Annotated in this window: 17 protein-coding genes and 2 tRNA genes; 7 read left to right on the top strand and 12 right to left on the bottom strand. The window is 56.9% G+C overall.

The genetic code is table 11. The features are described from left to right. Positions 1–11 precede the first annotated feature (11 nt). From HUV30_RS05760 to HUV30_RS05750, 3 genes are all read left to right on the top strand, one after another. Positions 12–779, top strand: a complete 768-nt coding sequence (locus HUV30_RS05760) for an IclR family transcriptional regulator (protein ID WP_174404457.1) — start codon at positions 12–14, stop codon at positions 777–779. Positions 780–786: 7 nt separating this feature from the next. Then, positions 787–3,273, top strand: coding sequence for an acetate--CoA ligase family protein (locus tag HUV30_RS05755; protein ID WP_174404456.1), 2,487 nt, complete (start codon positions 787–789; stop codon positions 3,271–3,273). Positions 3,274–3,401: 128 nt separating this feature from the next. Beyond that, positions 3,402–3,929: a nucleoside transporter C-terminal domain-containing protein gene (locus HUV30_RS05750; RefSeq protein WP_243452085.1), complete on the top strand. Its 528-nt coding sequence runs from the start codon at positions 3,402–3,404 to the stop codon at positions 3,927–3,929. 77 nt (positions 3,930–4,006) lie between these two features. On the opposite strand, the gene HUV30_RS05745 is transcribed toward HUV30_RS05750, so the two are convergent. After that, positions 4,007–4,321, bottom strand: coding sequence for a DUF1127 domain-containing protein (locus tag HUV30_RS05745; protein WP_205245192.1), 315 nt, complete (start codon positions 4,319–4,321; stop codon positions 4,007–4,009). Positions 4,322–4,424: 103 nt separating this feature from the next. Here HUV30_RS05745 and HUV30_RS05740 point away from each other — a divergent pair, with 103 nt between their 5' ends. Beyond that, positions 4,425–5,324, top strand: a complete 900-nt coding sequence (locus HUV30_RS05740; protein ID WP_174404455.1) for a LysR substrate-binding domain-containing protein — start codon at positions 4,425–4,427, stop codon at positions 5,322–5,324. 290 nt (positions 5,325–5,614) lie between these two features. Here HUV30_RS05740 and ppnP read toward each other — a convergent pair whose 3' ends face one another. The 3 genes from ppnP to HUV30_RS05725 all read right to left on the bottom strand — a co-directional run bounded on the left by ppnP (position 5,615) and on the right by HUV30_RS05725 (position 6,244). Continuing rightward, complete coding sequence (ppnP, locus tag HUV30_RS05735; protein WP_174404454.1) at positions 5,615–5,929, bottom strand: pyrimidine/purine nucleoside phosphorylase; 315 nt, start codon at positions 5,927–5,929, stop codon at positions 5,615–5,617. A gap of 156 nt (positions 5,930–6,085) precedes the next feature. Further along, positions 6,086–6,163: transfer RNA gene (locus HUV30_RS05730), tRNA-Glu, on the bottom strand. A 6-nt stretch (positions 6,164–6,169) separates the two neighbouring features. Further along, positions 6,170–6,244 (bottom strand) — tRNA-Gln (locus tag HUV30_RS05725). A 260-nt stretch (positions 6,245–6,504) separates the two neighbouring features. On the opposite strand from HUV30_RS05725, the gene HUV30_RS05720 reads away from it, so the two are divergent. Further along, complete coding sequence (locus tag HUV30_RS05720) at positions 6,505–9,270, top strand: ATP-binding protein (RefSeq protein ID WP_174404453.1); 2,766 nt, start codon at positions 6,505–6,507, stop codon at positions 9,268–9,270. A gap of 186 nt (positions 9,271–9,456) precedes the next feature. On the opposite strand, the gene HUV30_RS05715 is transcribed toward HUV30_RS05720, so the two are convergent. The 8 genes from HUV30_RS05715 to amrA all read right to left on the bottom strand — a co-directional run bounded on the left by HUV30_RS05715 (position 9,457) and on the right by amrA (position 17,539). Next, positions 9,457–10,119 (bottom strand): ABC transporter ATP-binding protein, encoded by a 663-nt coding sequence (locus HUV30_RS05715; RefSeq protein WP_174404452.1) that lies wholly within the window; start codon positions 10,117–10,119, stop codon positions 9,457–9,459. Next, complete coding sequence (locus HUV30_RS05710; protein ID WP_174404451.1) at positions 10,116–10,811, bottom strand: ABC transporter permease; 696 nt, start codon at positions 10,809–10,811, stop codon at positions 10,116–10,118. The genes HUV30_RS05715 and HUV30_RS05710 overlap by 4 nt, the downstream gene beginning before the upstream one ends. Before the next feature lie 75 nt (positions 10,812–10,886). Then, positions 10,887–11,708, bottom strand: coding sequence for an ABC transporter substrate-binding protein (locus HUV30_RS05705; RefSeq protein ID WP_174404450.1), 822 nt, complete (start codon positions 11,706–11,708; stop codon positions 10,887–10,889). Between the two features lie 594 nt (positions 11,709–12,302). Further along, on the bottom strand, positions 12,303–13,148 hold the full coding sequence (locus HUV30_RS05700; RefSeq protein ID WP_174404449.1) for an adenine nucleotide alpha hydrolase family protein: 846 nt from the start codon (positions 13,146–13,148) through the stop codon (positions 12,303–12,305). 11 nt (positions 13,149–13,159) lie between these two features. Continuing rightward, positions 13,160–13,654 carry a hypothetical protein gene (locus HUV30_RS05695; RefSeq protein WP_174404448.1) on the bottom strand — a complete coding sequence of 165 codons (495 nt, stop codon included), beginning with the start codon at positions 13,652–13,654 and terminating at the stop codon, positions 13,160–13,162. 80 nt (positions 13,655–13,734) lie between these two features. Further along, positions 13,735–14,895, bottom strand: coding sequence for an MFS transporter (locus tag HUV30_RS05690; protein ID WP_174404447.1), 1,161 nt, complete (start codon positions 14,893–14,895; stop codon positions 13,735–13,737). Positions 14,896–15,111: 216 nt separating this feature from the next. Continuing rightward, positions 15,112–16,884: an ATP-binding protein gene (locus HUV30_RS05685; RefSeq protein WP_174404446.1), complete on the bottom strand. Its 1,773-nt coding sequence runs from the start codon at positions 16,882–16,884 to the stop codon at positions 15,112–15,114. A gap of 91 nt (positions 16,885–16,975) precedes the next feature. Then, positions 16,976–17,539: an AmmeMemoRadiSam system protein A gene (gene amrA / locus HUV30_RS05680; RefSeq protein WP_373869325.1), complete on the bottom strand. Its 564-nt coding sequence runs from the start codon at positions 17,537–17,539 to the stop codon at positions 16,976–16,978. Positions 17,540–17,683: 144 nt separating this feature from the next. On the opposite strand from amrA, the gene HUV30_RS05675 reads away from it, so the two are divergent. Both HUV30_RS05675 and HUV30_RS05670 read left to right on the top strand, forming a co-directional pair. Beyond that, on the top strand, positions 17,684–18,814 hold the full coding sequence (locus HUV30_RS05675; protein WP_174404444.1) for an ABC transporter substrate-binding protein: 1,131 nt from the start codon (positions 17,684–17,686) through the stop codon (positions 18,812–18,814). Beyond that, complete coding sequence (locus HUV30_RS05670) at positions 18,811–21,030, top strand: sensor histidine kinase (RefSeq protein ID WP_174404443.1); 2,220 nt, start codon at positions 18,811–18,813, stop codon at positions 21,028–21,030. The genes HUV30_RS05675 and HUV30_RS05670 overlap by 4 nt, the downstream gene beginning before the upstream one ends. Positions 21,031–21,079: the final 49 nt, after the last annotated feature.

The raw sequence follows: 21,079 nt of genomic DNA, 5'->3' as shown, positions 1-21,079 counted from the left end.
AGGAGATCAATATGTCGCAGCAATCCATCCAGCGGGCGACACAGGTGCTCGGCCTCTTCACCTTTGAACGCCCCAGCTGGCGGGTAAGCGATGTGGCCAAAGCCCTGAATCTGGCCATCGGCACCGCCCACGGCATCATAAGCGCGCTTGAAAAAGCCGACTACATAGAACAGGACCCGTCCACCAAGGAATACCACCTCGGCCTGAAGTTGCTTGAACTGGGCGCGCTGCAGTCCGCCACGTTCTCGCTCAACCGCAAGGCAGCAAGCCCCATAAGCTATCTTTCGCGCCACACCTCCACCATCGGCCGCGTGGGTGTGCTGACCAACGACGTGGTGCTCACCACCATGAGCACCGACCATCAGGAATGGCATCCATCTTCCTACATCGGCCCCACGGTGCCTGCCTTCTGTACCGGCATCGGGCGCGCCATTCTCGCCTATCTGCCGGGCGAACAGGTCATTGCCCATCTGGCCCGCGTTAAACTGCACGCCTACACCTCCAAAACGCTCACCGATCCGGTCAAGCTGCGGCAGGAACTGGCGGCCACCAGGGAACGGGGCTATTCGCTGGTATACGGAGAAACGCTCATTCACCTGGATACCATCGGCGCGCCCGTCTTCGGCCCCGAGGGCAAGATAGTGGGCGCCGTCAGTCTGAGCGGTGCTCCCAGCCAGTTTGCCGAGGGCGACATAGTCTCCCTTGCTCCCAAACTGCTGGATGCCGCCATGGAAATATCAACCCACATGGGCTACCGCCCGCAACCCCACTTCGTATAGGTACATCATGTCCGCACCGCAGCTTGCCATTGATTACGAAGCCATTACCGAACTGTTTCATACCGCCCACGCAGAAGGCCGCAACTTTCTGTACGAGTATGAGGTATACACCCTGCTTTCCCGCTCGGGCGCGGAAACGCCGCCACGTGCCAACCTTATTCCGCGCGGCTCACGCCCTTCCGATGAAGAGCTGATGGCCATTCCCGGTGACAAGGCCGTGCTGAAAATCGTATCGCCCACCATTGTCCACAAGACAGAAGTGGGCGGCGTGCGCATTGTGGAACGCGAGCCGGACCGCATACGCTCCGCATGGCGCAGAATGCTCTACGAGGTGCCGGAAAACTACGCCGCGTGGATTGAACGCTACCCCGATGCGGCACCGGCTGAATATCGCGGGCTTTCCGGCGAGGTGCTTGCGGACGCCATAAGCCGTGACCTCAAAGGCGTGTTGCAGGTGCAGTTCATGCCGCCCGATTCCAGCGCCTTCGGCAACGAGCTTATCGTGGGCCTGCGGCGCACGCGGGAATTCGGCATGGTGCTCAGTGCGGGCCTTGGCGGCACAGATACGGAACTCTATGCAGAACGCTTCCGCAAGGGGCAGGCCATTGTTGCCGCCTCCACGGAGCTGACAGACGGCGAAACCTTTTTCAGCCTGTTCCGCCAGACCATTTCCTACCGCAAGTTGGCGGGGCTTACGCGGGGTCAGCGCAGAATCGTCACCGACGAGCAACTTATCGAATGCTTCGAGTCCTTCATCCGCATGGCCAACCACTACTCGCCGGCAAATCCTGATGCGCCCTTCATCATCGAAGAACTGGAAATAAACCCCTTCGCCTTCACCGACTTTCTCATGGTGCCGCTCGACGGCATGTGCCGCTTCTCGCTGCCTGAGCAACTGGCAGTGCCGCGTCCCGTGCACCGCATAGATGCCCTGCTGCACCCGAAGACCATCGGGCTGATCGGTGTTTCCGCCACCCGCGAGAACTTCGGGCGCACCATACTGCGCAACATTCTTGCCGAAGGCTTTGCCCCGGAGAACGTGGTCATCATCCGCGAGGGTGAAGAATCCATAGACGGCGTGACATGCGTTCCTTCCCTGCGCGAACTGCCCGCACACATGAACGGCTCTGTCGATCTTTTCGTGGTGGCGGTTTCTGCCAGGCAGGTGCCGGACCTTGTGGAAGAGATCATAGACCTGAACGCAGCGGCCAGCGTCATGCTCATTCCCGGCGGCATGGGCGAGACGGAAGAAAGCCGCACCCGCGCCGAACAGGTTATCGCCCGCATCAACGCGGTGCACGCCACCGAGCACGGAGGGCCGGTCTTTCTGGGAGCCAACTGCATGGGCGTGGTATCGCGCCCGGGCAAATATGACACATGGTTCATACCCGAAGAAAAGCTGCCCAAGGAACGCAGCGGCGACTACCGCCGCGCGGCGCTCGTGAGCCAGAGCGGCGCCTTCATGCTGCACCGCATAAGCCAGTGCCCCGAACTGCGTCCCGCCTACATGATATCCATGGGCAACCAGACGGACCTGACGCTGGGCGACATGCTGCGCTATTTCGCGCACAGTGATGCCGTGGACGTGATTGCCGTCTACGCCGAAGGCTTCAATGATCAGGACGGGCTGGAATTCTGCCGTGCCGTGCGCGAAGCCGTGCTGGCGGGCAAGGAAGTGTTGTTCTACAAGGCTGGGCGCACGCCGGAAGGCAAGTCCGCCACCAGCGGGCACACGGCATCGCTTGCCGGAGACTTCATGGTCTGCGACAGCTGCGTGCGGCAGGCCGGAGCCATAGTCGCCCGCACCTTCACGCAGTTTCAGGACCTCTTTCTGCTGGCCGAAACCCTGCACGACAAGACCATACGCGGCAACAGGCTCGCGGCTGTCAGCGGCGCAGGGTTTGAAGCGGTGGGCATGGCGGACTCCATCCATTCCGACGACTACGCCATGCGGCTGGCCAGTTATGCGCCCTCCACGCGCGAGGCTTTGCAGACCCTGCTGCGTGAAAAGAGACTGGATGCGCTGGTGGGCATAGCCAATCCCATGGACATCAACCCCGCAGCCGATGACGAAACCCATGCACGCGTGGCAGCCTCCATGCTGCAGGACCCCAACGTGGACGCGGTGCTGGTGGGGCTTGATCCGCTTTCGCCCGCCATGCACACGCTGGCGCAGACATCCACACCCGCATATGCCCTTGATGACCCGCTGGGGATTGCACCGCGCATGGCTGCCCTTGCAGCGGAATCCGATAAACCTCTCGTGTGCGTTGCCGATGGCGGAGTGCTTTATGCCCCCTTGCGCAACACCCTGCATGCGGCAGGTGTACCCGTGTTCCCTGTCTGCGACAGAGCCGTGGACGCTCTGGCGCAGTACATTCAGGCCCGTCTGCAAATGGAAAACATCCGCAGCAGGCAGCAGGCAACCACCGGAGTAACGTGCGTACGCGGTGCCTGTCACAGCAAGAACGTAAAGAGCGAAGCTGAACAATAGCCGCATGGGCTAACACCCCATACATTAACAATACAACGACTGAATACGCCGACAGCCCGTCCGAAGATTCTTCTTCCGGCGGGCTGTTTTCATGCACGGCTCAACCCTGTGCCAGCCATGAAACGCTTTTGATAACGCTTGGCACCATACGATATTACCGTTATGAACCCGGCGAGTTATACGGCACCGTCTTCAACCTGATCACTTCGCCTGCACATTCCGGATACGACCACCGGCAAGGAGCGCTCATGCTGGGCGTTGCCGCCAACAGCATCGTCGGCATGGTCGAAGCACCCATCATCACGCCCTATGTGCGCGGCATGTCGCGCAGCGAACTCTTCACCCTCATGACCAGCGGCATGGCCACCATTTCCGGCACGATGTTGGTGCTGTATGCATCCATTCTCAACGAGTTCATCGCCTATCTTCAGATGGCGGGCCTGCCGCAGGGGACGCTTTCGCCCCGCTCGGTTACCATCATGACATACGCCATGTGCGGATTCGCCAACCTCGGCAGTCTGGGCATTCTCATCGGCGGGCTGAATGCGCTGGCGCCCGAACGCAAGCACGACATTGTATCTCTGGGCATGAAATCGATCATGGCCGGTACGCTTGCCACCTGCATGACGGGAGCCGTAGCGGGCCTGCTGTGCTGATGCGCGCTGCGACACCCAATCCTGAACAGACAACTGCTGCGGGGCTGCGCGGCTCTTGCCCGAAGCAGATGCTTCGTTCACTCGTCCCGGCACAGGGCAATGCCTGCTTCATGTGCTGCACGGCATGAGCAGGCAGGCACGGACCGGCCTGCTCCGGCAGCGCCGCGCGTATTCCCGCACTGCCCTGCCTTGCGCCGCTCCGGAACCGGCGCGCCTCCCCCCTTCATCCGCAACAACTGATCGCGGCTAAGGCCTATATCCCGCAGGATATGGTCATCCAGCGCCTCCAGCTCGCGCATGGTTCTTTGCTGTTCTCCGGCCTTGCGGCAGGCTTCCATCCATCTGCGGATACAGTTCATCAGGCTGTTCACCTGTGGAATCAACATCGTCATACGCACCTCCGTTCGTTTCCCTTATCAACAGGGCACAGCATGCACTTGCCCCATTGATAAGGGAAACGAATTGCTGTAATGAATACCATCAGAGGTGCTAATCATGGAAATAGGAACTGACCTGCTGCGCTCGTTCGTGGCTGTGGCCGAATCCCTGAACTTTACTCGGGCGGCTGAGGCCGTGCATAAGACCCAATCCGCCGTAAGCCAGCAGATAAAGAAGCTGGAAGGTGATCTGGGCATTCAGCTTTTCGACCGCAGCGGACGCGTGGTACGCCTGACCAGCGTGGGCGATTCCTTTCTGCCCCACGCACGGCGCATTCTCAAAGCGCACGATGAAGCCATAGCCGCCGTGCGCACACCGGAACTGACCGGACTCGTGCGGGTGGGTACCTCTGACGAACTTGCCATGCGGTTCTTTCCCACCATTCTCAAGCGCTTTGCCGAATACTATCCGGCCATGCAGGTAGAGATGCGCACGGACAACGGCACCGAACTCAAACGCATGGTCACGGAAGGCGAGCTGGACTTCTTCGTCAACACCTCCACCTACACGTTCCCGGGCACGGAGATTATTGCGCACACGCCCCTGCTGTGGGTTTCCTCTGCCGGACATCTCGTGCATCAGGAATCCCCCGTTCCGCTGGCGGTGTATTCGCAGGGATGTTCTTACAGAGAACACGCCACCGAGGCACTGAATGCCGCAGGGCTTGCCTATCGCATTGCATACACAAGCCCCTCACTCGCCAGCCTGCACGCCGCCATAACAGTGGGAGCCGCCGTGGCGGCGCTCACCCCCATTTCGCTGCCGCCCAACGCCCGCATCCTCGGGATGCAGGATGGATATCCGCCGCTGCCCATGGCCAATATTTATGTCGCCAAGTGCGAGAACATGAACCGCGGCTCAAACTGCTTCATCAAGCTGGCCTGCGAAATCATACGCCATGAGGAGTCCCTGCTGGCAACCCTGCCTGCCCCCGAATCCTGCTGTTCCGCAGCCTAGCTCAATAACGAAGGCCCCGCGCACACCAGAGTATGCACGGGGCCTCAGACTGCTGACAAAGTCATTTCTGGAATTTTTCGGCTCCGCCGGGCAGGAACCTAACGTTCCTGCACCTCGTATAAGCGATAAAAATCTGTTTTTTGGAACTGCGGTTCCGGCTTAGCAGAAATACGGTTTTACCGAAACCGAGGGTTTGTCATTAACCGGAGGCCCCGCGTATAGTGAAGTATACGCGGGGCCTGATTTTCCGACTATTGTGTATAAGTGTATCCAAACGTATCTGGGCGCGTCTAGTCGAGATACGAGCAACAGTAATCCACCATACTTTCCACCACCAGACGGAAGTTGGAATCGGCAGGCACATCAAAGCTTTCACCGGCCTGCACAGTGCGCCAATCGGTCTCACCGGGCAGCAGCACATGCAGGGTACCCTGCAAAATTTCCATCACCTCGGCCTGACGTGTATCAAACTTGTACTCACCGGGTGACATTATTCCCAGCGTCTTGAACGACCCGTCCGCGAACACGATCTTGCGACTGGTCACCTTTCCATCAAAGTACACATTCGCCTTCTTGATCACAGTGACATTGGCAAATTCGGACATGTTCCTTCCTCTATCGCGTAACAGGTCAACGCCCCTGCCGCCTGTCGGCATACGGGCAATACTCGGAAACAATACAGAGTTGGGGTGGCGGAACGCAAGTGGGAAGAAGCAACAACGAAAAAAGCCGCCATCTTTCGATAGCGGCTATTTTTCATGTGGCGTCCCCAAGGGGATTTGAACCCCTGTCGCCTGCGTGAAAGGCAGGTGTCCTGGGCCAGGCTAGACGATGGGGACGCTTGATGGCTGGGCTGCAAGGACTTGAACCTTGATTGACGGAGTCAGAATCCGGTGTCCTGCCAATTGAACGACAGCCCAGTGCGCGAGGCAGATAACTAAAGAAACTCGCCTTCCTTGTCAACGGATTTTCAAAATTTCTTCAAATTCTTTTCAACCACCTTAAAACCCCCGCAAACCTGCCCTGCTGCCCGCTTCCGGCTTGGCTGCGGACACAGATTCACGAACATCCGAAGGCCAAAGCACGGCAGCTTTCCCGATACGGTTCTTGATATACACGACGCAAATCGGTTAGACTTTTCAAGGAATCTTGCAAACTTTCATCCAGACGGGACGACACGATGCTGCAGTCATCTCCCCTGCCATTACTTCGGAGATTACTCTGGAATTCCACTTTCCGCACAGCGACGAGTGTCTGCCTTGCACTCACCTGCCTGCTAGTCGTCATCTTTTCCTACACCACCGCTGAAAGAATAACCGGTCTGGCCATAGACGGTACCGAAGCGTATACCCGTGAGGCTTCGGCCATTTTTGCCGAACAAGCCACCGGCATTGCCATACAGCGCATTGTGGCACAGGCACGCATCAAGGCCTCGACTGTGGAATCAAAGCTGAGCAATGCCATGGGCGTTGCGACCACCCTTGCAGAATCGCTCAGCTGGTCGCGTGAATCCGGTACGCTGGAAAGCATGAGCAGAGACAGAGAAAGCCTGCGACTCAAGATGCTGCTCAAAAACCACCCCGATTTTGCCGCTGTATTCACCTGCTGGGAACCAGGCATGTTCGACATGCTGGATCGGGCCTATGCAAACAAACCGGGGTATGATGCCTCCGGCCGGTTCATCAGCAACTGGATCCGCCTTCCCGACGGCTCCATCATTTCTGCACCGCTCAAGAATTTCGAATCGGAAGATAAAACGCCCCACGGCATCCGCAAAGGTGACTTTCATCTCTCTGTCAAGGAAACGCTTGCCCCTAACTTCACTCCCCTGCAGCCCTATATGCTCGGTGGCAGTCATGTCTGGCTTGCCACGGCTTCAGCCCCCATCATCGTCAATGGGCATTTCTCGGGCAGCATCGGCGTGGGCTTTCAGGTAGACTTCATGCGCAAGCTCATGCTCTCGCTCAAGCAGGAATTGTTCGGGGGAGCAGTTGAGTCCTTCATCGTATCCGGAACAGGCCACATAGCAGCCAGCACGCTTGAGAATGTTCCCATCGGTTCGCATCTCAGCGTACTCGACACACAATGGGAAGCAGAGCTTGCAGCGGTGCGCAAGAACACCGCTACGGCCTCGGTGAAGGGAGACAAGCTCGTCATCGTTATTCCGCTTGCTCTTGCGGCAAGGAATAACACTGTGGGCATTCTCATAACCGTGCCCACATCCGTCATCACCATCGAAGCCTCCATGCTTCAGGATACCCTGTCCGGCGAAATGGAGGTGATGCAGCGCACACTTTCCGACCAGCGAGACACCCTGATCCTGCAGCAAATGGGCATTGGCGCGGTTCTTCTTGCCGTTACCGCCCTTACCATTCTTCTGCTGCGAAGCCTTGGCATACAGAGCAAGGCACTGCGTGAAAACGAGGGCAGGCTGAAGGAGATACTCCACAACACAAGCAACCTCGTCATTGTTACCGACCTTGAAGAGCATGTGGTCTTTGCGAACCCCAGCCTTGAACATCTGATAGGCCTTCCGCCCGCACAAATTCATGGCAGATCCGTCAAGGAACTGCTGCCTCCGCAACGCTCCACCCTGTATGCCCCCGCAACTGACCAGCAAAACACCATATCGCAGCAGTGGGAAGAACATTTCCTTATACAAGGAACCCCCTTCACCTTTCTCACGACAAAATTTCCACTGCACGACATCACAGGCAAGGTCTACGGCACCTGCTCCATCGCCGTGGACATTTCGGAAAGGATGCGGTCAGAGCAGCGCATCATGCAGATGGAGCGTTATCTCACCGACATCATAGACTCCATGCCCTCCATCATCATCGGCGTGGACGAAGTGGGCATCATCCGCCACTGGAACACGCAGGCCGGGGACTATTTCAACAAGGGCAGAGAGAACGCAATCGGGCAGGCGCTGACAACATGCATTCCCGCCCTGCAGGAAGAGTGGGACAATGCCCGCCGCGCCATAGCCGCTAACTCGCAGCACACCACGGAACGGCGCAAAATCTCCACGGCCAGAGGCGAGACTCCTGCCCGCATCGTCATCTACCCCCTGATGCGGGAAGGCAGCGCCGAGGCGGTTATCCGCATCGATGACATGACAGCACAGGTACGCATAGAAGAGATAATGATTCAGACCGAAAAGATGATGTCTGTAGGCGGGCTCGCCGCAGGCATGGCACACGAAATAAACAACCCGCTTGGGGTTATTCTGCAGGGGGCGCAGAACATAGAACGACGGCTTTCGCCGGATCTGCCCGGCAACATCAAGGCGGCAGAGGAGCTCGGCTGCGACCTTGCATCCATTTCAGGCTACATGGAACACCGCAAAGTCAGCCACATGCTGCGCGGCATCCGCGATGCCGGAGAGCGCGCCGCGCGCATTGTTCAGAACATGCTGAACTTTGCCCGCAAAAGCAGCACGGAGCACACACCCCACAATATGGAAGAGCTGGTGAAACGCACCGTGGAGATGGCCCAAAGCGACTATGACCTGAAAAAACGCTACGATATAAAGAAGGTGACCATAGATACCCGTCACGCGGGCGACCTGCCGCCCGTTCCCTGCATCAGCACCGAAATCGAGCAGGTGCTGCTCAACCTCATCAAGAATGCGGCGCAGGCCATGGCACTGAGCGGAACAGAAAATCCCACGATCAACATTACGTCACGAAGGGAAGGCGACTGGGCCGTTCTGACGGTGGAAGACAACGGCCCCGGCATACCGGACGAAGCGCGCAAGCGTGTCTTCGAGCCATTCTTCACCACCAAGGCTCCGGGAAAGGGAACCGGCCTCGGGCTATCCGTTTCCTACTTCATAATAACAGAAAACCATGAAGGCTCCATTACTGCCGACTCCATACCGGGAGAAGGAGCAACCTTCACCATACGCCTACCGCTTCTTCCGAAGCAGTATCCTGCAGCCTGAACATCCGCCCCGCCTTGACAAAGCAAACGGTCAGGCCGCTGAATTGCCGCTGCCAGGCTTTCCGGCATCCGGCCGCAAACCGCATGGAACTTGCCAACCGGCTGCAGAACACGCAGCATGTCGCCCGTAGTACACGCCCCATCTGCTGTCATGCTGAACGCAGCACCGCGGTCAGACGCGGAAAAGCTAGCCCGCAAGGTGCCCGTTGCGCAGCATCACCATGGTGTCTGTCACCGAATCGAGCCATTCACGGTCGTGGGATACAATGACAAGCGTGGTGCCGTGCGCATCACGCATGCGCATGGAGGCCATGCGGATACGCTCTGCAGATTCTTCATCCAGAGATGAGGTCGGCTCGTCCATCAGCAGCACCTTGGGCCGCAGAATGATACGGGCTGCAAGCGCAACACGCTGGGCTTCCCCGCCCGAAAGTTCGAACCACTGCCTGTGCATGAATTCCTGTGCAGGCAGGCCTACGTCTGCCAGCGCCTGACGCACGGCATCGGCGCTATTGCGCTGCCCGCGCACGGCAAGACCGTACCCTACGTTTTCCGCCACTGTCCGCCGCAGCAGATAGGGTTCCTGCGTCAGCAGGGTTACGTGCTTGCGCAACATGGCGGCCCTGCTTCCTCCGGAGGATGCGTCTACCGAGGTGCCGTCAAACCGGATTTGTCCTTCCTGCGGCATTTCCAGAAAGGCCAGCATACGCATGAGGGTGGATTTGCCACTGCCGTTAGGACCGGCCACACCGACAATGCTCCCCTCCTCTATGGAAAGGGACGGAAGGTCCAGCGCAAGACGCCCTGCGTATCGCTGCCGTATGCCTGAAAGAGAATAGAGCGGGCTCATTTCGCAACTCTCCGCTTGAGTCCGGAAACGGAAATATTCACGCCAAAGGCGATGATCAGCAGCACCAGCCCCAGAGCCACGCCCATGGCAAACTCACCCTTGCCGGTTTCAAGGGCAATGGCGGTGGTGATAGTGCGCGTATGCCATTTTATATTGCCCCCCACCATCATGGATATGCCCACTTCCGACACGATGCGTCCGTAAGCGGCAACGGTGGCAAGCATGAGGTGATACCGCACCTCCCACAAGGTGGTGCGCAAAAGCTGGGTGCTGTCCGCGCCCAGAGTAAGCAGCGTTGCCTCCAGCCTTTCATCTGCATTTTCCACGGCGTTGGCCACCATGGCCACAACCACGGGTAACCCCAGCATGACCTGCCCTACGGCAATGCCCTGCAGGGTGAACAGCAGCCCCAGCTCGCCCAGCGGGCCGCTGCGCGATATGAAGCCATAGACGATGAGGCCGATGACCACGGTGGGGAATGAAAGTAGCGTATCCACCACAAGACGCACGGCCCGCCGCCCCGGAAAACTGCAATAACCGAGCAGGAATCCGAGCGGAGCACCGAGCAGCACCGTTGCACAGATGGATATGCTGGAGACGGCAACCGTTGCATAGACAGCCGACCACGTTTCCTCGTGACCGCCGAGCAGGAGCAGGAAGGCCTTGTATATGCCCTCGAGAATGAAATCCATTGAACGCACCCTCTTCCATGAAAAAGGGCGGTATGCAACCGCCCTTGTCTTCTGTCAATCAGGGAACTGAAGGAGCTACTTGCCCGCGTTGGGGGTGAAGAGCTGCTTGCCCATGAGCTTGAAGTCGCCGATAAGCTTCTGGGTGGCGTCGGATGCCATCCAGTCGATGTACTTCTTGGCGAGGTCGTACTTGGCATTGGGGCAATTCTTGGGGTTCACGGCCATGGCGCTGTACTGGTTGAAAAGAGCGCCGTCGCCTTCCACCAGAATCACGATGGGCGGGTTACCGTTGTGGGAAGCCTCGTACTTGATGAAGGTGCCACGGTCGGTCATGGTGTAGGCATTCTTCTCATTGGCTACGTTAATGGTGGGCAGCATGCCCTGACCGGTCTGAACGTACCATGCTTCCTTTTCAGGCACTGCCATGCCGGATTCCTTCCACAGGGAAAGTTCCTTCTTATGCGTACCGGAGTTGTCGCCGCGGGAGCAGAAGATGTTGCCGGACTGGCCGATCTTCTTCAGCGCATCGCTTACGGACATGCCCTTTACCTTGGCAGGGTCGGCAGCAGGGCCGATGATGACAAAGTCATTATACATGAGCTGGGTGCGGTCCACGCCGTATCCGTCTGCAACAAACTTCTTTTCTGCGCCGGGGGCATGCACAAGCAGCACGTCAACATCGCAGTTCTGCCCCATTGCAAGGGCTTTGCCGGTACCAACGGCGGTCCAACGCAGTTCGATGCCGGTTTCCGCTTCAAACGCGGGCTTCAGCACATCAAGCAGACCGGTATTGTCGGTGCTGGTCGTGGTGGACATCATGAGGACCGGTTTTTCCGCAAAGGCAACCGCAGGCAGAGCCAGAACCAGGAAAAGCAGCAAGGTAATCAGCTTCTTCATCCCATTTCTCCTAACTGTGTTAGAATTGGTTATTTATAGTATACTAAAGTTACCCGCTGACTATTACACAGCCAATCCTTTCTGTCCAAGATTATATTCATACGCACACTGTGACACACCATGTTACCGCCTGAAAACAATGGTATTCTCAAGTCAGAACGCAACACTGCATTACCATAACAAACCTGAACGCACTAAAACAAACACAAATAAACTTAAATAAACCAGACACACCTCTGCTCTTCAGCCATGTGAGCATACAGTGCAGCGATGCAACAGTCGGTTAGGGAATATGGAAAGGATGAAACAGATAAGACAACACGAAGCTGGCGCGGGCAAAAAAGCTACCGCACTGCGACGGGCAAAAAAATAGAGCGATTCGCATGATTCAAGGCGGAATTGGGGGGCAATCCTCAAACTTGTGCGAATCGCTCAAATATACCCGGAGAACTCCGGAATTATAGCGATTTTTGATACAAAGAGCCCTTCAGTATCGGCTCAACAGCCAATGCAATACCACCGGCCAGACCAATTGGCAATATCTGACCTGTCAAAAACATATTATTCTAATCCGATTTCTTTCTATACAGCTCTCTACCTGCACACCCACAAAGAAAACTTGTTCACATTTTCATGCAGACCCAGACTCACAGAGCGGGTAAACACCCGTCGGACAAGAGATTCCGGCAAATCCGGCCTGCGCCCCACCGCGACAACAGCGAAATTGCCCTCGTGGGCAATGCGCAGAATGGTACCCACCTTGTCCTGCCCTGCCGTTATCAACGTGCTGATACGGGATGCCTCTATGCCGTTGTCCAGTATGCGGCGGCGCGCTTCTTCCACGGCATCGTCTGCCGATACGCCGGGCGTCCGCAGATGGAGAATGGTCACACGCATCTCCGGCACTGCCCCCAGCATGAACCCCACATGGTCTGCCATGTGGGCAACCGGGGCCGAACCGTCGGCGCAGAGCAGAATCCCTTGCCGTGTCGAATCGGGCTCGTTGCAAATCCACACCGGAAAATCCACATCTTCCCACAGAATACCGCGGCTAACGCTGGTGGTGTACAGCATCTCCATCCAGTCAAGGTAGCGCCTGCCCACCACCACGGCATCATACATCCCCTTGCGGGCCTCGGAGACAATGTCCTTGACCACGCCATACTGGGTGGAGAGCACCTTGGTCTTTATCTTGGCGCCGGAAAAGCCGTGTTCCACAAGCCATTGCCGGGCTGTTTCCACTATCTCTCGCCCTTTGCGAACCTCAATGTCGGAAAGGACAATACGGGTCTCCTCATGCGCGGCGGAATAGCCGGAAGGGGCCACATACAGCACGCATACCTCAAGGTGCTTCTTGTCGGGGAAGAAACCGGCAACAAAGCGCATGCTCCACATGGCGGTCATGTCGTCCGTAACGGTCAGCAGGACGGCCCTGTCCATCGGCACCTCCTCTATTTTCCGAAAAGGTAGCCGTATTTCACGGCAATGCCGTCCGTCCTTTCCGCAATCTGCTGCGCCACTTCAGCGGCCGTGGCATCGCTCACCACGCCAACCTGCCGCCCCAGATAATACTGCAGGTTGCCCTTGCTCTCGGCGTAAACCCACACAATGGCATAGGCCGAGCCAATTTCAGGGCGTGAAGAAAATTCCGGCTGGGTGGAAACCAGCAGATTGATCTTGGGAGTATCGGCATCAGTCAGATTGAAGAGGCTGGCCGTGTTGAACAGTTCCTTGAGCTGGAATGTCAGGCGGGTGCCTGCGGTATCCGCACCTTCATGCTCCACGGAAACAGCGGTAGCACGGGCGGGAACACGCTGCGGCGTATCCTTGAGGGGCTTTTTGGCCTGTCCGTCTTCGGCAAAAGCCGGCACGGAAAGGGCAACCACAAACAACAGCAGGGCGGTCAGACGCAGCAAAGTACGGGTGCAACGCAATATGGCAGACATGGCAATCTCCTTTACAGGTATGGTACTGCCATAATAGCGCGACATGCTGCCTGAAGCAATTGGTTATACGCTACGCGCGGTTACTTGCCTTCCGCCTCCGGAACACGGACAAACTGGGAGAACAGAAGTGACAGACCGGCAAGCCCGGCCGCACAGAGGAAGGGAATGCGATAATCCACCATCCAGAGCAGCCCGCCCGCTGCCGGAATCACTACGGCGGCAATATGGTTGATGGTGAAGCTCACCGCCATGCTGGGGGCAATGTCTGATGGATCGGCAATTTTCTGGAAGTAGGTTTTGATGGCCATGGCAAAGTTGTAGAAGACATGGTCGAGCACATACAGCACGGCGACCAGTATCTTGCTGTCAACGTATGCGTACGCGACGAATATGAAGATGAGACTCATGTATTCCACAGTGAGCATCCTGCGCTCGCCATACTTGTTCACTGCGCGCCCGATGGCGGGCGAGAGATACCAGTTGACCACGTTGTTCAGGATGAACAGGGCCGTAATTTCCTGCACGGAATAACCGAATTTTTCCACCAGCAGAAACACGGCAAAGGCCACAAAAACCTGCCGCCGCGCACCGCTGAGAAAGGTAAGCAGGTAGAACAGCCAGTAGCGGGAACGGAACACCATGCCTTTGCGCTGTGGGGGAATGTTTGCGGACGATGGGTTCTGCAGCAGGCACCACGCGCCCGCAACCAGCACCACCCCGCCGAATATGCAGAACAGGGTGCGGAATTCCAGCACCGGAGCAAGCAGAAACACCGCCGCGCCGACGGCAAGATTGGCTCCTGACGAAAAGCCCCTGAGACGCCCCATGACAACGGGCGCCTGAGTCTTGTCGAAGTATTGGAGAATGAGCGACTGGTTCGTAGTTTCATAATAATGAAACCCGAAGCTCATGATCAGCGTGGTGAACAACAGGCCATGGAATGAGGGGAAAAAACCGGCCATAGCCACACCGACACCGAGCACGAGGACGGAAACCGCCACAAGGGTATGCTCCCGCACGATCAGCAGCAGATAGATGACCAGCAGGGCAAGGAATCCGGGCACTTCGCGCAGAGACTGCACAAAACCGTTTTCCTTGCCGGAAAGTCCGGCCACATCTACGGCAAAGTTGTTGTACAGAGTGCGCCAGCCTTGAAAACCCACCGCAGCGGCAAGTACCATCACCAGCAAAAAAATATACATCCGTCGGTTATCGGCGGTGGTGGAAAAATCTCTGGCCATGCAGCTTCCTTACAGCAGAAAAGTGGGCAGACGTAAAAGCGCCTGCAAAACGTCCGGATAGACAAATCACAGACGATACGCAGGCAGGGGCAGGTCTTGCCCTGAATACAGGCGCACGGCGCTTCCGTGACGCAGAGAGAGGTAGCACGAACGTGGCCGGTTAGGCTACCGGCAACATGGGACCGGAACAGTTCCGGATGTCAGCCTGCACAGGCATCAGCCCGCACGGACGGGAAGGCATATTCTGAATGTCGCTCCCTTGCCCGGAGCACTTTCCACGGAAAAGGAACCATTATGCCCGCTTGTAATGATGAAGTGAGAAACGGACAGACCCAGCCCTGTTCCTTCACCGGACGGCTTTGTGGTGTAGAACGGCTCAAACACTCTTCTGCTCTGGGCCTCGGTCATACCCGGGCCGTTATCCTGCACCTCTATGCAGACACAGCCGTCACTTTCATAGCTACGGACGCGGATTTCCGGCACCCAGGCTGCCGGCCCCTCGTAAGCATACATGGCCTGTGCGGCGTTGCGGAGCAGGTTGACCAGCACCTGTTCTATGCCGATGCGTGAACAGGATATCATGGGCAGGTTGTCTTCATACTCCCTGACAACTCTGATTTTCCGGAAATCATAACGCTTATCCAGACTGTAGTCGTTGTCGATAAGGCTGAGAGCCTTGTCGACGATCTGATTGATGAATACTCCACTGTGGGACAGGTCCGCAGAACGGGCAAATTCCAGCATGTTTGTCACAATTTCCGCAGCGCGCTTTCCTGCCTCGCCCATTCCGTCAAGCATACGGTCTATGCCTCGGTGACGCATGTACCGGTCCAGTGCGGCCAGATCACATTGCACGGCGCCGGCCGCTTCAAGATTGGCCGGCAGGTCAGCTGACAATCTTCTGCGCACATTCTGAATCCCCTGCAAAATGGCACCGAGGGGATTATTGATCTCGTGCGCCATGCCTGCGGCAAGCCCCCCCACGGACATGATCTTTTCCGTCTGCACCAGCACTTCCTGCACTTTCATGCGCTCGGTTATGTCGTCGAGCCGCACGACAGCGCCTCCTTCCGCCAGAGGCAACGGAAACACCTGTACCTCATACACCTTGGCCGCATCACCCTCACGCCCGACAGTTACCTCTTCTTCAAGCACGCAAATCCGCCGGACACTGCGGATCTGCAGGGTCAAACTGCTACGGGCTGCAACGGCTCCGCAAATTTCTTTCCAGCGACCTCCCAGCAGAGGAAAGGCCTTGTTCAGCACCCGCCCTTTCACCCTGGCAAGCTCAAGCCCCGTGCATAGCTGCGCAGCAGCATTCCAGTGCATGACCCGCATAGCGTCATCCAGACAGATCACGATGGAGGGAACAGCATCCAGAATGCCGTTTATCATTCCGGTTGCCGCCTCAAGACGCTGCGCCATGCGCTTACGTTCCGTTATGTCCAGCGCGACAGAGAGCATTACTTCGGTCCCGTCGTCTTCCGGATCAAGTACGAGGGTTCGCACCAGCACCACCTTGTCCTGCCCCGCACGGTCACGGAAGATCAGCTCGTTCATGCCGCCCACGCCCTCGGCGCCTTCGTATATAGAAAACAGGCCCGCAGGCAGAGGAAGACCGGCTACGGGACGCCCCGCATCTGAAAATTCAAGACCGAACATACGCACCGCACCGGGGCTGAACGCCTCTATAAAATGCAACCCTGCGCGCTGCCTGCTCAAAATGAATGCCACGCTTCCGGCTACCCGGAACATGCCTTCAAGCCGCAAATTGCTGGCACGAAGCGAACGTTCGGAATTTCTCTGTGCCTGCAGGTTCCGGCGAACCAGCAAAAACAGGAGACCGGAAGTAACCAGAATGAAAAACCACCCCTTGTAGGTCTGGACAGTGGTCATGACCCGGGCATCATTTATGGTGTAGTCCAGAAACAAATCAGAAAAACGGATCCAAAGCAGCCCGAACACGGCATATATAAGTGCAGTCTTCAAGGCCGTCCGCGTTATGGAAAAACGGTTTCCGTCTCCGGAAAATAGTCCCATCGATCCTCCATTCAGCATTGCGGGGAGTGATACATCGCAATCAGAACACTACCGCTTCAAACCACAAGATTTGCGTCCCTTCCTGTTTCCATGCATCTTCTGCCAGTCCGGCCTTGCGGCAGGTCTGGGCCAGAAACGTATCCCTGTCCCATCCCCATTCAACAGGCACCTGAGGCAGCAACAGACCGGACTGCATGCCCCGCCGCACAATCAGGCCGTGCCTGCCCACTTCGATTTTCCGCACATCGTCACAGGGCGTCACAGGGCCGAGCACCGAGATATCCACCTCAAGTTCCGCAAGCTCCCCGGCTATAAGCGGGGGGAATCTGGGATCTTCAAATGCTGCTGCCTGCGCCATGCGCGCAATGGTCTCATGCAACGGGATATCGGAAACGACGCTCCCGATACAGCCCCGGAGCATGCCCTGCTTCTTCAGCGTGACAAAAGCACCAAGAGGCATGTTCAGTGTAGCAGAGGATGGAACCGAAGCAACACTTTCCGCATCTCCGCTTACATCGCCAAAGCTGTGACGTATGCTCTGTCGCACAAGTGCCAGCAGATAGCTCTTTTCGTCTTCCGTAAGCTCCAGCCTGAATTTATTCACCATAGTTCTTTGCTCCGTGATACTGAAGGGGTAAACTACCATCTTATCCTACCACATTCGAACCAAAAGTTTACAATCCCGCAATGCTATCATATAAGATAGTATGAATCCGGCTGCCTAAACCTGCCAACAGGAATGCAGAATATGAAAAACCTCTTCAGAGCTGTGCAGTTCGTTCTTGCTGTTGTTCTGGCAGGACTAATCGTCCTCTGGAACTTTTCGGCAGATAACGGCTCTCCCATTCTAGTAGGCCTTTCCGGCCCGCTCGAAGGAAAATTTGCGGATCTGGGTATTCAGATCCGCAACGGAGTACAGCTCTGCATTGAGCATATCAATGCACAGGGGGGCATTCAGGGACACCCTGTTGAGCTTGTCACCCGCCACGACGGCGACACCCCTGCGCAGGCGATTGCCGCGGACGAGGCTCTCATGAAAGCAGGAGCCGTGGCCATTATCGGACACATGACCAGCCAGCAGTCTGTTGCAGCCGTGAAAGCCCTGCACAACAGGGACATCATTTTCGTATCCCCATCCACAAGCACACCGGATCTTACGGGCATCAAAGACAACTTTTTCCGCGTAATGACCCACAACACCGCGTGGGCGGAAACGCTTGCAAACCATGCTCTCTCCGGCAGACACATCTCGCGGTTCGCCGTGATATATGACACGGACAACGATTCCTATACACGCAGCTTCAGCCTTGCCTTTGTAGACAGGGTACGCCAACTGAACGGAACCGTCACCATGTTCAAGCCTGTCAGTTCTTCACGCCTGAAAGACTGGCCTCCGATAATCTCGGAAATTCAGGAAACTGGAAGCACTGGGGTGCTCGCAGTGCTTTCTGCCCGGGATATTTCAAAATTCGCGCAGGCCCTGCACGTCCAGCGCATGCCGCTGCCGCTGTTCTCATCTCCCTGGGCTCTGACAAACGACCTTGTTCAGCTCGGCGGCAAGCATCTGGAAAACCTGACGGCGAGCTTCAGCTTCAATCCTGTCAACAACAGGCCGGAATTTCTGGCCTTCAAAGAGCAGTATAAAAAACGCTTCGGCGTCACCCCCACATATGCTTCGTTCGGCTATGAAGCCATGCAGCTGCTGGCCGCCGCTCTCGATAAAACCGGAGGCAACAGGCACGGACTGGGTGAAGCCATTATATCCCTCAACGAACTGCCGGGAATAAACTCTCCTCTCAAATTAAATGAATACGGAGACCGAATGAGCTCTCCTCTCCTCCTGAAAATCCAAAACGGAACGATGGTTCTGGTCAAATGAACGATTCCAAACAGGAACTTCCAACCCTCGCGCGCCTCATAAACCAGAAACTGCTCAACTGGAGCGGCCTGCTGTTCATTACCGCCACGCTCTGCCTTGGTACGTTCTTCTATATCAAGGAGCGCCAGTTTTTTGAGGCAACCAGCGGCGCCCTATCTCTCAATCTTGCGGGATATGTCGACAACTATATCAGCAGCGCCCTTTCAACACTCAATCACATCGGACTGGAAACGGAACACGCCCGGGCCACCCCCGGCGAGAACGTCCAGGCCACCCTCAAGCGGACATGGGAAGCGAACCGCCAGTTCGCCCGCCTGCTCCTCATCGCCCCGGACCGCACGGTGATGGCCAGCGCGCCCACCGGTATGTCCAACATAGATTTTCCCATTCCACTTGAAACCATTACTTCCAAGGGCCATCACATCGGCCACCCGCTGCTTCTGGAAGACGGATCGACGACCGTTGTCTACCTTGCCCACAGCCTGCCGGACGGCTCTAGAATTGTGGGGGCGCTGAAGCTGGACGCCATTCAGGACCACATCCGCCAGTTGCAGCCGCAGGACACCTCCGCCATCATCCTCACTGACCAGTGGGGAACAGTACTCGCACACCCCGACAGCACAGCCATGCGCCAGCAGGAAAATCTGGGGTACCTGCCCTTCTTCTCTGAAGGGGAATTGCTCAACAAAAGCAGAATGATCCGCATGCACGGCGAATGCTATCTCGCGTCCTCCACCGCCATTCGCAACCTGAGCTGGATGCTCATTACAGCCATGCCCATGCAGGATGTCTATCTGAGCATTTCCATGTCTGTTGCACAGTTTCTGCTGTTTCTGTTCATCATCTTTGCCTTTGTCTCGCTCAGCCTTGCGGTCGAATTGAAAAAGGCCCTGCTTATTCCGTTCCGGCAACTGGATTCTTCCATCAGCAAGCTTGCCAAAGGGGCCTACGGCGATGAATCGGATTATACGGAGACCATTGAAGAGCTCAACGCATTGCACCGGAACTTCAAGGAAATGGCTGCAGAGGTGCAGCTGCGGGAAAAGGAAATAGCGGATGCCAGGCACTACGTGCAGAACATCCTAGACTCCATGCCCTCAGTCATCATCGGCATGGACGGCGACTTTGTCATCACGCACATCAACAAGGCCACGGAGCAGTTTTTCGGCATCCACGAGCAGGAAGTTGTGGGCAGACGGTTCCAGACGATGTTTCCCTCGCTGGCTGACTACGACAAAGTCATTACCAGCTCGCTGGCAGAAGGCTCCCCGCGAAGGCTGGAAAAGCAGAGCCGGAGAAACAACGAGGGCACGTTCTATTTCGACATCCTCCTGTACCCGCTCAGTTCAGGTGGCAGGCAGGGCGTTGTGCTGCGCATGGAGGACACCACCCGCCGTGTACGGCTGGAAGAAATGATGGTGCAGACGGAAAAAATGATGTCCGTCGGCGGGCTTGCCGCAGGCATGGCACACGAGATCAACAACCCGCTCGGGGCCATATTGCAGGGGGCGCAGAACATTGAACGGCGCATATCTGCGGACATTCAGGCCAACAAAGATGCCGCAGACAAGGTGGGATGCAGGCTGGAACAGATACGGGACTATCTGGCCGAGCGGCAGGTGCTGTTCTTCCTGCAGGGCATCCGGCAGGCCGGTTCGCGGGCAGCGCAGATTGTTTCAAACATGCTGGACTTTTCACGCGCAAGCGATGCGCGGCGATCCACCGTGGATCTGAACGCCTCGCTGGACAGGACCGTGGAGCTTGCAGCCAACGACTATGATCTCAAAAAGCGCTACGACTTCCGCTCCATTGTCATCACCCGCGATTACGAACCGGAACTGCCCGCCGTAATCTGCTCGACAAACGAAATTGAGCAGGTGGTGCTCAACCTGCTGCGCAACGCGGCGCAGGCCATGCACGCCAAGCACTACGGCAGCGAAGAGCACCCCGAGATAACCATCCGTACGCGGTCGGAACCGGATTTTGTGAGAATTGAGGTGAAGGATAACGGACCAGGCATGCCGGACACCATTCGTAAGCGTGTATTCGAGCCCTTCTTCACCACCAAGGAGATAGGGGTGGGAACCGGTCTGGGGCTTTCCGTCTCGTATTTCATCATCACGGAAAACCACGGCGGGACCTTCGATGTCATATCTACGCCGGATGTCGGGAGCACATTCACCATCCGCCTGCCCCGTCAGAAGGAATCCGCCTAGACGACAGATTCTATGACCACGAAACCGCTACCCTCGAGCATCTGCCCCC

Origin of the sequence: Desulfovibrio subterraneus (assembly GCF_013340285.1) — a bacterium.
GTDB lineage: Bacteria > Desulfobacterota > Desulfovibrionia > Desulfovibrionales > Desulfovibrionaceae > Halodesulfovibrio > Halodesulfovibrio subterraneus.
This window is presented reverse-complemented; position numbering and strand designations above follow the sequence as displayed.

Coding starts and splice junctions, on each gene's coding strand:
- HUV30_RS05755 (WP_174404456.1), top strand. CDS start 787: ATGTCCGCACCGCAGCTTGCCATTGATTACGAAGCCATTACCGAACTG.
- HUV30_RS05760 (WP_174404457.1), top strand. CDS start 12: ATGTCGCAGCAATCCATCCAGCGGGCGACACAGGTGCTCGGCCTCTTC.
- HUV30_RS05675 (WP_174404444.1), top strand. CDS start 17,684: ATGAAAAACCTCTTCAGAGCTGTGCAGTTCGTTCTTGCTGTTGTTCTG.
- HUV30_RS05690 (WP_174404447.1), bottom strand. CDS start 14,895: ATGGCCAGAGATTTTTCCACCACCGCCGATAACCGACGGATGTATATT.
- HUV30_RS05695 (WP_174404448.1), bottom strand. CDS start 13,654: ATGTCTGCCATATTGCGTTGCACCCGTACTTTGCTGCGTCTGACCGCC.
- HUV30_RS05700 (WP_174404449.1), bottom strand. CDS start 13,148: ATGGACAGGGCCGTCCTGCTGACCGTTACGGACGACATGACCGCCATG.
- ppnP (WP_174404454.1), bottom strand. CDS start 5,929: ATGTCCGAATTTGCCAATGTCACTGTGATCAAGAAGGCGAATGTGTAC.
- HUV30_RS05705 (WP_174404450.1), bottom strand. CDS start 11,708: ATGAAGAAGCTGATTACCTTGCTGCTTTTCCTGGTTCTGGCTCTGCCT.
- HUV30_RS05720 (WP_174404453.1), top strand. CDS start 6,505: ATGCTGCAGTCATCTCCCCTGCCATTACTTCGGAGATTACTCTGGAAT.
- HUV30_RS05715 (WP_174404452.1), bottom strand. CDS start 10,119: ATGAGCCCGCTCTATTCTCTTTCAGGCATACGGCAGCGATACGCAGGG.
- HUV30_RS05740 (WP_174404455.1), top strand. CDS start 4,425: ATGGAAATAGGAACTGACCTGCTGCGCTCGTTCGTGGCTGTGGCCGAA.
- HUV30_RS05710 (WP_174404451.1), bottom strand. CDS start 10,811: ATGGATTTCATTCTCGAGGGCATATACAAGGCCTTCCTGCTCCTGCTC.
- HUV30_RS05745 (WP_205245192.1), bottom strand. CDS start 4,321: ATGACGATGTTGATTCCACAGGTGAACAGCCTGATGAACTGTATCCGC.
- HUV30_RS05670 (WP_174404443.1), top strand. CDS start 18,811: ATGAACGATTCCAAACAGGAACTTCCAACCCTCGCGCGCCTCATAAAC.